15 protein-coding genes are annotated in these 14,256 nt (G+C 60.9%); 4 read left to right on the top strand and 11 right to left on the bottom strand.

Features of this window, described 5'->3' with window-relative positions:
* Positions 1-419: 419 nt before the first annotated feature.
* The 8 genes from AB5Z09_RS04665 to AB5Z09_RS04630 form a co-directional block, all read right to left on the bottom strand.
* Positions 420-1,175 (bottom strand): ABC transporter substrate-binding protein, encoded by a 756-nt coding sequence (locus tag AB5Z09_RS04665; RefSeq protein ID WP_075115588.1) that lies wholly within the window; start codon positions 1,173-1,175, stop codon positions 420-422.
* Positions 1,176-1,314: 139 nt separating this feature from the next.
* A complete protein-coding gene (locus AB5Z09_RS04660; protein WP_058056167.1) occupies positions 1,315-2,061 on the bottom strand; it encodes an ABC transporter substrate-binding protein in 747 nt (248 codons plus the stop codon).
* Between the two features lie 130 nt (positions 2,062-2,191).
* Positions 2,192-2,938: an ABC transporter substrate-binding protein gene (locus AB5Z09_RS04655; protein WP_076494799.1), complete on the bottom strand. Its 747-nt coding sequence runs from the start codon at positions 2,936-2,938 to the stop codon at positions 2,192-2,194.
* 71 nt (positions 2,939-3,009) lie between these two features.
* Entirely contained in the window at positions 3,010-3,528 is a 519-nt protein-coding gene (locus tag AB5Z09_RS04650) for a GDYXXLXY domain-containing protein (RefSeq protein ID WP_201957580.1), read from the bottom strand.
* On the bottom strand, positions 3,525-4,529 hold the full coding sequence (locus AB5Z09_RS04645; RefSeq protein ID WP_201957577.1) for a DUF4401 domain-containing protein: 1,005 nt from the start codon (positions 4,527-4,529) through the stop codon (positions 3,525-3,527). The genes AB5Z09_RS04650 and AB5Z09_RS04645 overlap by 4 nt, the downstream gene beginning before the upstream one ends.
* Positions 4,522-5,460, bottom strand: a complete 939-nt coding sequence (locus tag AB5Z09_RS04640) for a DUF2157 domain-containing protein (protein WP_368194732.1) — start codon at positions 5,458-5,460, stop codon at positions 4,522-4,524. The genes AB5Z09_RS04645 and AB5Z09_RS04640 overlap by 8 nt, the downstream gene beginning before the upstream one ends.
* Before the next feature lie 163 nt (positions 5,461-5,623).
* Entirely contained in the window at positions 5,624-6,181 is a 558-nt protein-coding gene (locus tag AB5Z09_RS04635) for a TMEM165/GDT1 family protein (protein ID WP_005346773.1), read from the bottom strand.
* A 259-nt stretch (positions 6,182-6,440) separates the two neighbouring features.
* On the bottom strand, positions 6,441-6,770 hold the full coding sequence (locus AB5Z09_RS04630; RefSeq protein ID WP_005337385.1) for a translation initiation factor: 330 nt from the start codon (positions 6,768-6,770) through the stop codon (positions 6,441-6,443).
* A gap of 119 nt (positions 6,771-6,889) precedes the next feature.
* Between AB5Z09_RS04630 and AB5Z09_RS04625 the strand changes: the two genes are divergently transcribed.
* From AB5Z09_RS04625 to AB5Z09_RS04615, 3 genes are all read left to right on the top strand, one after another.
* Entirely contained in the window at positions 6,890-7,117 is a 228-nt protein-coding gene (locus AB5Z09_RS04625) for a FeoA family protein (RefSeq protein WP_005337384.1), read from the top strand.
* Between the two features lie 129 nt (positions 7,118-7,246).
* Positions 7,247-9,520 carry a Fe(2+) transporter permease subunit FeoB gene (gene feoB / locus AB5Z09_RS04620; RefSeq protein WP_368194731.1) on the top strand — a complete coding sequence of 758 codons (2,274 nt, stop codon included), beginning with the start codon at positions 7,247-7,249 and terminating at the stop codon, positions 9,518-9,520.
* On the top strand, positions 9,517-9,756 hold the full coding sequence (locus AB5Z09_RS04615; protein ID WP_005350974.1) for a FeoC-like transcriptional regulator: 240 nt from the start codon (positions 9,517-9,519) through the stop codon (positions 9,754-9,756). Before feoB ends, AB5Z09_RS04615 begins: the two co-directional genes overlap by 4 nt.
* Positions 9,757-9,850: 94 nt before the next feature.
* Here the strand turns inward: AB5Z09_RS04615 and AB5Z09_RS04610 are convergent, their stop codons facing one another.
* Together AB5Z09_RS04610 and AB5Z09_RS04605 are read right to left on the bottom strand one after the other, a co-directional pair.
* A complete protein-coding gene (locus AB5Z09_RS04610) occupies positions 9,851-10,501 on the bottom strand; it encodes a DUF2913 family protein (protein ID WP_368194730.1) in 651 nt (216 codons plus the stop codon).
* Positions 10,502-10,599: 98 nt separating this feature from the next.
* Positions 10,600-11,895: a DEAD/DEAH box helicase gene (locus AB5Z09_RS04605; RefSeq protein ID WP_005337380.1), complete on the bottom strand. Its 1,296-nt coding sequence runs from the start codon at positions 11,893-11,895 to the stop codon at positions 10,600-10,602.
* Between the two features lie 286 nt (positions 11,896-12,181).
* Here AB5Z09_RS04605 and AB5Z09_RS04600 point away from each other — a divergent pair, with 286 nt between their 5' ends.
* Positions 12,182-12,760, top strand: coding sequence for an O-methyltransferase (locus AB5Z09_RS04600; RefSeq protein ID WP_319889242.1), 579 nt, complete (start codon positions 12,182-12,184; stop codon positions 12,758-12,760).
* A 79-nt stretch (positions 12,761-12,839) separates the two neighbouring features.
* Here the strand turns inward: AB5Z09_RS04600 and AB5Z09_RS04595 are convergent, their stop codons facing one another.
* Positions 12,840-14,255 (bottom strand): FAD-dependent oxidoreductase, encoded by a 1,416-nt coding sequence (locus AB5Z09_RS04595; protein WP_101531289.1) that lies wholly within the window; start codon positions 14,253-14,255, stop codon positions 12,840-12,842.
* Position 14,256: the final 1 nt, after the last annotated feature.

Genomic DNA, 14,256 nt, shown 5'->3' with positions numbered 1-14,256 from the left:
CTCTCCCGCAAGGGGAGAGGGGACGGTTACCGCGGACGATTACGCTTCGCTAATCGACCCTACGCTAAAGTCGCTACCGCCCCTGACTCTCGCTACCAGATTGCGCCGTTGACCATTGATCTCGGAAAAGGGGTCAACAGACGCCCGTCGCCATATTACGGAGCCAGAGTGGTCTTATCTATGGTTTTGATGAGCTAACTATCAGAAAAGAGTGGTTTTTTGCGCTGGCACAAACTTTTATTAATTAGCGATTAGTTGTTGGTTGTCGGGCTTGGAGCTGGCAGGGCGGTGGGGGGACGCTGCGAGAGGCGTGCAAACGGTAAAAAAAGAGTGAAGCGCAAACGGTAAAGAAGGAGAGTGCAAACGGAAAAAAGCGAAGGGGCCCGCGGTGGGCCCCTTGTTGTTGGCGCTCGACGCCGCTATTTGGCGGCGGGGGTAGGGAAGTATTTGCTGTGCAGCAGCGGGTATTCGCTGCTCGCCAGCACCTGGGTCAAGCCGGTCTGGAACTCCTTGACCAGCTCGTCGCTCACCGGATGGCTGAAGGCGAAGCAGAACTGCTCGGAGCTCAGTACCCACTGCTCCTTGAAGCGGGCGGGGTCGAGTTTTTGTTCGACGATCAGCTGCTCCATGGTGGTCTTGTTGGTGGAGACCAGATCGACCCGGCCGGAGGTGAGCATCTTGAGCGCCTGTGCCAGCCGGTTGGCGGCCATCAGTTTGGTCTCGTCAAAGCCGTTGTTGAGCAGCAGTTGCTCCCCCACATCGGCCCGTACCGCGCCGATATTGAACGTCTTGGCATCGTCGAGCTTGGTGATGGTGATATTGCGATCGGCCAGCCCCACCAGCACGATCTCGGCATACCCGATGGGGCAGGCCCACTTGAACAGGGGGTCCCGCGCCTGGGTGCGGGCGGTGGAGAAGAGCACCGCATTGGGCTTTTGGGTCAGCAGGTAGTAGCCGCGCGCCCACGGCATGATGGTGACGGGCTGCGCTGGCGTATTGGTCTTTTTCCACACCAGTTGCAGCAGCTCGACTGCGAGGCCGGTGGGGGCGCCGCTGGCATCGGCGTAGTTGTAGGGTTTGTACTCTTCGGTGATGTAGTGCAGTTTGCCAAGCTCAGGACTCGCCTGTGCGAGGGTGGCCAGCAGCGCCCCGGCCAATCCAATCCATGGTTTCATTTTTGCCATCCTGATCAAGGGAATATCTGCTCAAGTGTGACCAAGCTGGCTGATTTCGCCAAGGCGACGGAGCATGTTTGGCAAAAAAGCGCGGGCGCATGCCGCCATCTTGCGCCCTATGTTGGCGGCGATCAGGGCATTAGCGCAGCGGCAGGTATTTGGCTTGCAGGGCCGAGAAATCCGCCGAGGCGACGACGTGGGTCAGCGCCTGCTGAAAGAGGGCGACCTCGCTGTCGGGCACCTGACGGCTGAAGGCGTAGCAGAGCGGTCTGGCATCCAGCACGAAGGCGACATGAAAGTCATCCGGCTTGAAGCCCAGTTGTTGCAGGGTTTGATAGCCCGCCAGCTTGTTGGTCGCAAAGAGATCGGCGCGACCTGAGGTGAGCATTTTGGCCGCCTGGGTGAGGCGATTGGCCAGCATCAGCTGGCGTTCATCGATACCGCGTTCGAGCAGCAGCTGTTTGGAGACGGTAGAGCGCACCACGCCGACCTTGTAGCGGCTGATCTCGGCCACGGAGCCTAGGGTGATGTTGTCCGCCTTGCGCCCCAGCAGCACAAACTCCGAGTGATCGATGGGGCAGGCCCACTTGAAGAGTGCTTCCCGCTGCGGGGTGCGGGCGGTGGCAAACAGCACCACATTGGGTTTTTGTTGCAGCAGGTTGTAGCCCCGGGCCCACGGCAGAATGCGGATGGGCTGGGGCGATACGCCCCGCGCTTTCCAGATAAGCTGCATCAGCTCCACCGACAATCCGGTTGGCATCCCTTGCTGGTCGCTGAAATTAAACGGGGGAGAGATTTCGCTCAGATACTCGAGCTTGCCCGGATCGGCCTGCGCGAAGGTGGCCCACAGGAGCAGTAGCAGATGAGGTAGGTGCCATGTCCGCACGGGAAAGATCCTTCACAATCAACTATGTAGCCCAGTTTGACTGCTTGCGGCGGGAATAGCTAGCCACCTCTATTGCATCTTTCATCAATAAAATGGGCAGCGAACTGCTGCCCAGCGGGTGAGTGAGTGCTCAGCGCACCGGCAGGTATTTGGCCTGCAATTTGCGAAACTCTTCCGAGGCGAGGGCGCGGGTCAGGCCCTGCTGAAAGAGGGTGATCTCGCTGTCGGGCACCTGACGGCTGAAGGCGTAGCAGAGCTGCTCTGCGCTCAGCACCATGGCCACGTTGAAGTCGTCGCTGCTCAGCTTCAATTCGCGGATGGCGTCATATCCCGCCAGCTTGCTGGTGGCGAGCAGGTCGGCGCGGCCGGAGAGCAGCATCTTCAACCCCTGCGACAGGCGGTTGGCCGGGATGATGTTGTTGTCATCCATGCCGTTGTTGAGCAGCAGCTGCTCGGCGGCGTCCGAGCGCACCGCGCTGATCTTGTACTGGCTCATCTGTTCGAAGGCGGTCAGGGTGATGTTCTGCGCTTTGCGGCCCAGCAGTATGTACTCCGAGTAGCCGATGGGGCAGACCCACTTGAAGAGATCCTCCCGGGCCTGGGTGCGGGCGGTGGAGAAGAGCACCACGTTGGGCTTCTGGGTTAGCAAGTAATAACCTCGCGCCCAGGGCAGGATGCGCACCGGCTGGGGTGTCACGCCGCTGTGTTGCCAGATCATCTGCAGCAGATCGACCGCAAGGCCGGTGGGCTGGCCTTGCGGATCGCTGAAGTTGTAGGGGGGGTACTCTTCGGTGAGGTACTCGAGCTTGCCCAGATCAGCCCGGGCCGTCGAGGCCCAGCAGAGCAGCAACAGATGACAGATCAGCCATATCCTCATTGGGAACATCCTTAGCGATCAACCTTCCCTTGAGTGTGACCATGAACAGAGTAAATAGCCACTCACGGCCGTTACCAGCGGGCGCGGATCTGCCCGATGGGCTGGTAGGCCTCATCCCGCAGCCCCACCAGCAGGGTCTTGCCATCCGCTTGCAGCCGGAACTCGCCGTAGCGGGCCGCTTCGTACTGCTCTCCTGTGCCCTCTTCAAAGAAGTAGGCATCGGGGCCGATCTGCCACTGCCGCTCGCTCTGGTGCACCTGCAATAGCCGCTCATCGCTGGCGAGCCGATCCGGTTTGCCATCGGCCACCAGACTGGCCACCTGATGGGCATCGAGGCGGATCACCAGGGTGTCGCTGCCCTTGTTTTGAGTAGTTTGGGCGTCGCGGCTGGTCAGCTCGCGGGCAATTTCGTAGTTGAGCCGCATATAATCCCCCTGCATCAGGGAGCGGGGATCGACCGGAGCGAGCCGCAGCAGCACCACTTCGCCGCTGCTCATGGCGTGCTCATAGCGCCAGACGGTGGCATTGATGCCTGCCAGGAGGGCGAGGCAGCTCAGCAACAGGGCGAGCTGTCGGGTCACAGGTTTCATGAATCGCTCCTTGCCGCGAAGGTGGTGAGCAGCTGGCGGGCACCCAGTAGCAGGATGCCGGAGCCCAGCAGCAGCCAGGATTTGGTCATCAGGGTGAGCCCCAGATCGTAGTAATAGAGCGAGCCATAGCCGAGCAGCAGCAGGGCTGAGAGAGTCATCAGCCCCAGACTGCCGGCATAAAACCCGAGGATCAGCACCAGTGCGCCCGCCCCCATACCGGGGATGATGGCGCTGATCAGCACCAGCGGCAGGCCAAACAGCAGGGGGAGCTTGAGCTTCATCATCACCGCCAGCAGCAGGGCGGCGCAGAGCAGGGGATTGATCCAGAGCGGCAGGCGGGACAGCCCCAGCTCGTCCAGCACGCTGCTGCCGCCATCCCACAGCGGATGGTGCAGACGGCCCAGCACCAGCAGCGAGAGGGCCAGCCCCAGCGTGATGGAGTGGTTGAGCTGGTGGCGCTCTGGATCCCTATCTGCCCGCAGCCAGCAGAAGGTGATGGCCGCCATCACCAGCGGCAGCGCCAGCAGTTGCAGCCCGAGGCAGGCAAGGCCAAGAGTGAGCAGCAGTGCCGCCGCCACGCTGTGAAACAGCCGCACCAGCCAGTGATCGAACAGCACGGCGATGGCAAGGGAGAGCAGGCACAACCCAAACCAGAGCAGAGCGTGATGGAGATCCAGCTGATCGAGCAGGCCATAGAGCAGCCAGGCATCGGCCGCCAGGGTGAGGGCCAGCACGAACTGATCCCAGAGATCGCCGCTTTGGCTGCGGTTGAGGGCATAGGCCCCCGCCAGCAGCACGGCCCCCAGCAGCAGGGCGCTGTTGGCCTCGCGGGTCAGCTGCTCGAAGGTGAGAAACAGGAAAAAGAGCAGGAACAGGGCGGCAATCCAGCCCACCAGCCCGAGCAGAAAGCGGCTCGACCAGTGGGGTTGGGTATCACGGGGCATCTCCCCCTCCACCAGATTGGCCTGCTGCAGTGCTTGCCAAAGGGTCAGATCACTCATGAGACCTCCGTTGTTGTTGCAGCCAGCGGGCGGCGGTGACCGAAAGACCGATGGCGATCAGGCTCAGCAGCAAAAAGCCGTTTATATCGGGTTCCATCCATTTACCAAGGGTGGCGAGGATGACGGCAATCAGACTGAGGCACCCCATGGCGAGTCCGGCGATAAATCTGTGATGCCACAGGGCGTAGGCCGCAGCGAGCCAGCCAAGCCAGAGCGGCCACACCAGCGGGGAGGCTGCATCAAACAGCGCCAGCAGGGTGAGCAGGGTAGCTCCCAGACCGGCAGCCAGGCCCGCCAGCCAGCTTGGCATCAGGCGCCAGCGGTTTGGCGCCAGCAGAAGCAGACCCCAGAGGGCGGCGTTGAGCAAGGTAAGGCACCAGCCCAATCCCTCTTCATCGAAGGTAAAGAAGAACGTGAACAAACCGAGCCGCCAGTAGAGCACCAGCGCCAGCTGGCCGAGCAGCCAGCTTAAGGTCCAGAGCAGGGGGCTTTGGCCAAATAGCGCCAGTGGCACCAGCATCAGCGCCCAGGTGGCGAACAGCTGCCAGGGATCGGCGCCGGTCTGGTAGGTCTGACCCACCAGCGCCAGCAGGGCGCCGATATTGAGGGCGATGGCGAGCAGCAGCGCCTGACGGGGGGTATCCCCAAGGGGCTTTCGCCACAGCAGAAGCAGCATGGCGAGCAGCGGTGACTCCAGCAGGGCGAGGCGGGAGACCCGGCCCAGCTCTTGCCAGTTGAAGGCGACGAAGAAGATGAGGCCAGCCCCGATGCAGAGGGCACCGAGCCAGAGCAGCAGCCGGTCAAACAGCCACTGCCAGCGCGCCGGATGGGGGGGAAGATCGGTGAGGGTCAGGGCGTCCATCAGCTTCTCTGGCGCCAGCCGTCCCTGTTTGACCCATTCGAGAAGTGTCTCTCTTGATACGTTGTGCATGGGGGGACTCCACGAGGTTTGCCCCATTATGGCATGAGGCACCCGCAACCGTGCACTGCCCCTTGGCTCTACGGCTGGTGGTGCGACAGCGGATTACGCAATAGACACAGCAGCAAACAAAAAAGCCCTCCACAGGGGAGGGCTTGAGCAGCGGAAAAGGCGATCAGGCAAAGATCAGAGTGCTCACCCCGAGGCCGACGAAGAGGATGGCACAGGCGATGCGGATCCCCTTGAGCGGCAGCTTGTCTGCCCCCAGCTTGCCGATCAGCACCACAGGCACGTTGGCCAGCATCATGCCGAGGGTGGTCCCGGTAATGACCTGCACCAGCGAGTCATACTTGGCGGCCAGCAGCACGGTGGCGATCTGGGTCTTGTCGCCGATCTCGGCAATAAAGAAGAGCACGAAGGTGGCCATAAAGGGGCCGTATTTATCCAGCGGGCTCTCCTCGTCATCCATCTTGTCCGGCACCAAAATCCAGATAGCCATGGCGATAAAGGCGATGGCGACCAGCCAGGTCATTATCTTGGGATCGAGCCAGCGGCTGATGAACTCACCAATCCAAGCAGCGCCCGCATGGTTGAGCAGGGTAGCCGCCAGCATGCCGGCGATGATGGGCCAGGGCTTGCGAAAACGGCAGATGAGCAGCAACGCCAACAGCTGGGTTTTATCGCCGATTTCGGCAATGGCGACGCTGAGGGTTGAGGTTAACAAGGCTTCCATAAAAATGACCGGGGGACGGAATTGTTATAAACCAAAGACAAGCCTGCGCCATCCGTCCCCGGTATTGGCACTGGCCCGTCAAAGGTCTTGTCAAATCCATGGCTGGCATGGATCACCCTGACCATGGTGATTTGGCACCAAGTATGTTGATCAGGGTCGCAAACCGGTATTCATGCAATGGATGGCGCCGGCGTGCGAGACTACTCCCCCTCGATGGGAGCAGGCATTCTAGGGAAAAACCGCATGAGTGACAAGGGGATCAGCCACCCACCAGCTTGACGCTGAAACCGGCTTTCTCCAACTCGGTTTTGATCAGGTCCCGTTTATCCCCCTGGATCTCGATCACTCCCTCCTTGATACCGCCTCCGGTGCCGCACTTTTTCTTGAGCAGGGTGGCCAGGGATTTTTGCTGATCGGCGGGTACGCCATGAATGGTGATCACACCGGCACCCTTGCGCCCCTTGGTCTCGCGGCGAATGCGCACGGTGCCGTCGGTGGGGAAGGGGGAGGCGGATTGGGGAGCGCTCTGCTCCTTGATCATGCCGCCATCTGTGCTGTAAACGAGGCGGCTGTTGTTGTCGTGACTCATGGCATTACTTTATGGGTTAGCTAAGCGGAGTTTGATTTTACTCAAATAAAAGTTGAAGACACAGCTTATAATGCCCCAAGTAAAAGCGAATTATTATTATTTAACTTCAGGAGTCAGTCATGGTACTCACGCAGTTGTCACCGGGACAGAGTGCTCGCATCAAGAATATGAATCAGCTCGCCCGGCCGCTGCGCCGCAAACTGATGGTGATGGGCCTGTTGCCCCAGACTGAAGTCATCTATCTGCGCTCCGCCCCCCTGGGGGACCCGCTCCAGATCCAGTGCCAGGGGATCTGTCTCTCCATGCAAAAGAGTCTGGCCCAGCAAATAGAAGTCGAGCCGGTATAACCCACTGCTCGGCTGCCGCTCCCGTTTAGAAACGTCACCGGGAGCGGTTCAGAGACAAGAAGTCGAACCTGCAAAGCAGCTTGCCACACGCAGGCGGCGGGTTCAGAAGAAAATAGAGGTAGAGCTGGTATGAATTATTCCCTGGTAACGGTAGGTAACCCCAATAGCGGCAAGACCTCCCTGTTCAACGCCCTGACCGGCGCCCGCCAGCAGGTAGGCAACTGGAGTGGTGTCACCGTCGACAAGAAGATGGGTGAGTTCAGCGCGGGTGAGCATCACTTCAAGCTGATGGATCTGCCCGGCATCTATAGCCTGGCCAGTCAGGATGGCAGTCTGGACGAGCAGATCGCCAGCCGCTTTGCCCAGGGCCAACAACCCGACCTGCTGCTCAACGTCATCGACGCCGCCAATCTGGAGCGCTCCCTCTACCTCACGCTGCAACTGCGCGAACTGGGCCTGCCCATGGTGGTGGTGCTCAACAAGCTGGATATCCTGCAAAAGCGCCGCATCGTCATCGACGAGAGCAAGCTCGGCAAATCCCTCGGTTGCCCGGTGGTGGCCCTCTCTGCCCACAACAGCAAGCAGGTTGCCGCCTTCAAGCAGCAGATCCGGCAGTTTATCGGTCAGCCGCAAGCCGCCTTGCAGCTCGATTACGGCCACGCGCTTGAAACCGAACTGGCGGAGCTGGAGACTCTGCTCGCCCCGCATCACCTCACTACCCGTGGCCGCGCCCTGCGCCTGCTGGAAGAGGATGCGGTGATGCAGGAGACCCTGCTGCCCGGTCAGCAGGCGGCCGCCGCCAATGTAGTGGCTCGCGCCCATCAGGGACAGGATATCGACCTGCAACTGGCGGATATTCGCTACGGCCATATCCACCAGTGGGTACAACAGGCTCGTCAGCAGAAGGGCAAGCTCACCGAGGCCCAGAGCGAGTGGCTGGATCGGGTGCTGCTCAATCGCTGGATTGGCATCCCCTTCTTCCTGTTTGTCATGTACCTGATGTTCCTGTTTGCCATCAACGTCGGCAGCGCCTTTATCGACTTCTTCGACATCATGGGCGGCGCCCTGTTTGTCGATGGGGTGCACCACCTGCTGGGGCTGGTCAATGCCCCCGAGTGGCTGGGCGCCATTCTGGCAGACGGCTTCGGCGTTGGTTTGCAGACCGTGGCCACCTTTATTCCGGTGATTGGCTGCCTCTATCTCTTCCTCGCGGTGCTGGAGAGCTCCGGCTATCTGGCCCGTGCCGCCTTCGTGGTGGATGCTCTGATGCGCCGCCTCGGCCTGCCGGGCAAGGCGTTCGTGCCGATGCTGATGGGCTTTGGTTGTACCGTCCCCTCGGTGATGGCGACCCGTACCCTCAACTCCGAGCGGGAGCGGCTGATGACCTCCGCTATGGCCCCCTTCATGTCGTGCGGTGCACGTCTGCCGGTTTACGCCCTGTTTGCGGTGGCTTTCTTCCCCGAGTCTGGCCAGAACCTGGTGTTCGGTCTCTACCTCATCGGCATTCTGGTGGCGGTGCTCACCGGCCTGTTGCTGCGTAGCACCCTGCTGCCGGGCAAGAGCGACTCCATGCTGATGGAGATGCCGGATTACGAGTGGCCGCGTCCGGTCAACGTGGCCATCAAGACCTGGCAGAAGCTCAAATCCTTCGTCTTTGGCGCCGGTAAAACCATCGTGCTGGTGGTCGCCGTGCTGAGCGTGCTTAACTCCCTGGGTACCGATGGCAGCTTTGGCCATCAGGAGCAGGAGAGCTCGGTGCTGAGCAAAATCAGCCAGGCGGTGACCCCGGTGCTGCACCCCATCGGTGTGCGCGATGACAACTGGCAGGCCACGGTCGGTATCGTCACCGGTATCTTCGCCAAAGAGGCGGTGGTCGGTACCCTCAACAGCCTCTACGCCGGTGGTGGCGCAGATGAAGAGGAGGAGAGCGAGTTCTCGCTGGTGGCCAGTTTCCACGAAGCGATCGATGCCGTGGCGGCCAATCTGTCGGAGATCAACCCGAGCGACCCCATGGGACTTGATGTTGGCAACCTCGACGACCAGAAAGCTGCCGCCGAGGCGCAGGAGGTCGATGTTTCCACCTACGGTAATATGCAGACCCACTTCGACGGGGCGGCCGGTGCCTTTGCCTACCTCTTGTTCGTGCTGCTCTACATGCCTTGCGCCGCAGCCATGGGCGCGCTGGTGCGGGAAACCGGTCGCCAGTGGGCGCTGATGACGGCGGTATGGTGCAACTATATGGCCTTTATGTGCGCCACCCTCTTCTATCAGGTGGCGACCTTCGCCGCTCACCCGGAGCAGAGCCTGTTCTGGATCGTCAGCTATGGCCTCTCTCTGGTACTGCTCTGGTGGGCCGGTCGCCGTCACGGTGACATCGTTGCCCGCAAGGTGGTGACCTTATGATCCTGCGCGAGCTGGGGGATTACCTCGCCGCGCAGCAGAAGGTAAGCCGGCGTGATCTGGCTCGCCACTTCCACACCTCGGAAGATGCGGTGGAGGCCATGCTCGGCGTCTGGATGCGCAAGGGGCGGGTCATCAAGCGTGAAAGCCGGGTCTGTGGTGGCAGTTGCTGCGGCAAGAGCGAAGAGGTGATGTTCGAGTGGTGTGACGCGGGCCAGATTGGCATCAAGATCCGCTAAACGACTACCCAACCTCATCATCAAACATCGAACAATAAAAAACGGCAGATCCTGCTCAAGGGTCTGCCGTTTTTATTGCTGAAGACAGGCGGGATCAGGCGCCTTGGCGAGCCTCGCTCAGCAGTGCCAGCGCCGGTTGGGCGTTGTCCGGCATCAGCCGGTAGGCCTTGTGGTGTTTGACCAGGGTAGTCTTCTTGTTGCCCTGGCTCAGCAGCAGGCCGTGCTTGAAGGCCGCCTCGGCCAGCACCTTCTCGTCACCGCGCACATAGAGGGTGAGGGGTTTGACAAGCTCACCGTCCTCGATATGGCCTGCATATTCGCTATGGCTTACCACCAGACTCGCCTGACCGCCCGATTGCAGGCGCAGCTTGGCGTTCACTTCGCTCTCGGTCAGCACCAGCCAGCCTGCCGCTGAGAGCTCCTCCAGCAGGGCAGCCAGCTTGGCTCCCAATTGCTGCGGATTGGTCATGGCGCACTGGTATTGGAAGGCGATGCGCTCCAGCAATCCCTTGAGATCGGCGCCCGCACCCAGAGTGCGGCCAAGCTGCACCCAAGCTTTCAAATCTTCCATCACCAGGCGGGAGAAGCGCTTCTCCTTGAGGGAGTCGGCCATCCAGGTGCAGAGAAAGTGGCTCTCTTGCGCCGGAGTGCGCTTGCCCGCCTTTTGCTCGGCGGTGCGGGCCAGTTCGGCCAGGCTCTGGGTGGCCATCTCGAACAGGGCCTGATTGTAGGTCGGAGAGGTCATAAGCAATCCTTGAGTTGACCACTAGGGGCCAACACCGATGACAGAGATGGCAAAGGCGCCAGTGGCGCCTTTGCGGTTCAATAGAGCAACTGCCCGCCTTATTTCGGCTGACGGGGCTTCTTGGCGGCGGCCAGACGCTTGAGGCGCTGACCCTGCAGCTTGGCTTCGGCCATTACCTGGGCCACGGCGTTATCTTCACGCTGCGGGCGCTTGCCGAAGCGACGACGCTCTTGCAACTGTTTGATCAGCTCGTCACGGCTGCTCACCTCATAGCCCGGTACCATGATGCGGCGGATCTTCTGGCCGATCAGGGCCTCGATCTCCAGCAGGGTACGCTCCTCTTCACGGCTGACGAAGGAGATGGCCATGCCGCGCTTGCCGGCACGACCGGTACGACCGATGCGGTGCACGTAATCTTCCGCCAGGAACGGCAGATCATAGTTGACCACGTATTCCAGATCCGGAATGTCCAGACCACGGGCGGCCACTTCGGTGGCGACCAGTACCCGTACTTTGCCTTCCATGAATTCGCGCAGGGCGCGGCGACGGTTGCCCTGGGCCTTCTCGCCATGGACAACGGCGGACTTGATGCCGTCGAGGTTCAGCTCCTCGACCAGCACATCACAGCTCTCGCGGGTACTGGCGAACACCAGCACCTGCTGCCAGTTCTGCTTGCCAATCAGCTCGGAGAGCAGCTCACGCTTGCGCTTCTGCTCGACCGGATAGACGGTGTGGCTGACGGTGTCGGCGGTGGAGTTCTGCTTGTTGACGCTGACGATCTGCGGTCTGTCCAGCATCAGATTGGCCAGCTTTTTCACCGCATCGGAGAAGGTGGCGGAGAAGAGCAGGTTTTGACGGGTCTTGTTGACCGCTTGCAGGATCTTCTGTACATCGGCACTGAAGCCCATGTCGAGGATGCGATCCGCTTCATCCATCACCAGACACTCGACGCCGGAGAGGCTGAGGTTGCAGGCGGTGAGGTGCTCCAGCAGACGGCCCGGGGTGGCCACAATGATGTGAGCGCCCGCTTTGAGCTTCTTGGCCTGCACGTCCTGCTTGCCACCGCCGACGATGGTGATGGTGGTGATATCGAGATACTTGGCGAAGTCATTGATGTTGCTCGCCACCTGAGCCGCCAGCTCGCGGGTCGGGGTCAGGATCAGCACACGGGCGTTGGAAGGCTGGACCGGCGCCGGATTGTCTACCAGACGCTGCAAGATGGGCAGGGCGAAGGCGGCGGTCTTGCCGGTACCGGTCTGGGCGCTGGCCAGCACATCGCGGCCACGGCGAATGGCCGGGATCGCCTGTTGCTGCACAGGGGTCATCTCCTGATAACCGCAATCTGAGACAGCACGCAAAATCTCGGGGGCAAAATCGAACGATTCAAATCTCATAATGGGTTCCTGTGTTCCAGCTGGGCTGTGTTTGGCTTGGTTAGCTCGGCATGAGCGAGACGGAGGTTGTAACCACCGACGGCTGCGCCTGACATCAAGTCAGAGAGTGAGCCGGAAAATGGCGGGCGCGAAGTGTAACAGATAGACGTCACAAATTCTGCCTCAAATGGTTGTCCTTTTCTCATCCTTTGTGGTGTGAATGGTGGTTGAGCGCAATCATTTGACTCCCAAAGACCAAGCCAAGAGTGTGGGTGAACGGATTTGGGCAAGGACGAAAGGGATATCGATGGAACTGGAACAGTTAAAACGCCAGCTGGAGCAGCTTGGCGAGCGCAATGACAGCATGCAGCAGGCTCGCCAGCGCAAGCTGCTCAATATCACTCGTGACACGGGGGAGTTGCTGTCAGTGCTGGTGCAGACCCGTGGGGCGCAGGCGGTGCTGGAGATTGGCACCTCCAATGGTTACTCCACACTCTGGCTGGCAGAAGCGGTGCGTCGGTTGGAGGGGCACGTTACCACCATTGAGCTGGATGAGGATAAGCGCGTGCTGGCCTATGACAACTTTCAGAGGGCCGGGCTGGCCCCTTGGGTAACCTTGCTGGCAGGGGATGCGGGCGAGCTGTTACCGACCTTGCCGCAAGCCGGCTATCAGCTCATCTTCCTCGATTCGGATCGTCAGCACTACCGGGCATGGTGGCCGCAGATCCGCCGCCTGCTGGCACCCCGTGGCCTGCTGGTGGTTGATAACGCCATCTCCCATCGCAGCGAGATGGTGGAGTGGATGAACGAGGTCGGGCAGGATCCGGCCTTTGCCACCTCGCTGGTGCCGGTCGGCAAGGGGGAGTGGCTGGTGGTGCGTTTGTAGGAGGTGGATAGCTGCAAAAAATCAGCCCCGCATTGGCGGGGCTGATTGTGAAAGCGCATCAGGGCCTTGGCAGGTCGGATCAGACCGCCAGATAGTCCATGATCCCTTCGGCCGCTTTGCGCCCTTCGTAGATGGCGGTCACCACCAGATCGGAGCCGCGTACCGCGTCGCCACCGGCAAACACCTTGGGGTTGCTGGTCTGGAAGGCATATTCCGCCTGCTCGCGCGCCTTGATGCGATCCCGGTTATCGAGCTCGATGCCGAACTCCGCCATCCAGGGTTGGGGGTTGGGCTGGAAGCCAAACGCCATCACCACCGCATCGGCGGCCAGCACCTGCTCGGAGCCTTCGATAACCACCGGATTGCGGCGGCCATTGGCGTCGGGTTCACCCAGCTCGGTGCTTACCACCTTGATGCCGACGGTGCGACCGCTGGCATCCAGCTCGACCGCCACCGGTTGCAGGTTGAACATGAATTCAACCCCCTCCTCGCGGGCGTTTTTCACCTCCCGCTTGGAGCCCGGCATGTTCTCCTCGTCGCGGCGATAGGCGCAGATAACCTTGTCAGCCCCCTGACGGATGGCGGTACGCACGCAGTCCATGGCAGTATCACCACCGCCCAGCACCACCACCTGCTTGCCAGCGAAGTCGATATAGTCGGCTTGCGCCTTCTCAAAGCCCAGCAGCCGGTTGGCGTTGGCGATGAGGTAGGGCAGGGCGTCATAGACTCCCGGCGCCTCTTCGTTGGCAAAGCCGCCCTTCATGTACTTGTAGGTGCCGACCCCGAGGAAGACCGCATCGAACTCGCCGAGCAGGTCGGCGAAGGTGATGTCCTTGCCCACTTCGGTCTCGAGTCGAAACTCCACGCCCATTCCCTGGAAGATCTCGCGGCGACGCTGCATCACCTCTTTTTCCAGCTTGAAGGAGGGGATGCCGAAGGTGAGCAGGCCACCGATCTCCGGATATTTGTCAAACACCACCGGGGTGACGCCATTGCGTGCCAGCACATCGGCACAGGCGAGGCCTGCAGGGCCGGCACCGATGACGGCGACCCGCTTGCCGGTCTTGACCACGTTCGAGAGATCGGGCTTCCAGCCCATCTCGAACGCCTTGTCGGTGATGTATTTTTCGATGTTGCCGATGGTCACCGCGCCGAAGCGATCGTTGAGGGTGCAGGAGCCCTCGCAGAGGCGATCCTGCGGGCAGACCCGACCGCACACTTCCGGCAGGCTGTTGGTCTGGTGGGAGAGCTCCACCGCCTCCAGAATGCGCCCCTCTTTGGCCAGCTTCAGCCAGTTGGGGATGTAGTTGTGGACCGGACACTTCCACTCGCAGTAGGGGTTGCCGCACTCGAGGCAGCGATCCGCCTGCATCTGTACCTGCGGCTGATTGAAGGACTCGTAGATCTCCACAAACTGGATTTTGCGGATCTTGAGCGGCTTCTTGGGCGGGTCGACCCGCTGGACATCGATAAACTGAAATACGTTCTGGCTCATA

The organism is Aeromonas sp. R2-2 (genome assembly GCF_040908355.1).
Taxonomy (GTDB): domain Bacteria; phylum Pseudomonadota; class Gammaproteobacteria; order Enterobacterales; family Aeromonadaceae; genus Aeromonas; species Aeromonas veronii.
This window is presented reverse-complemented; position numbering and strand designations above follow the sequence as displayed.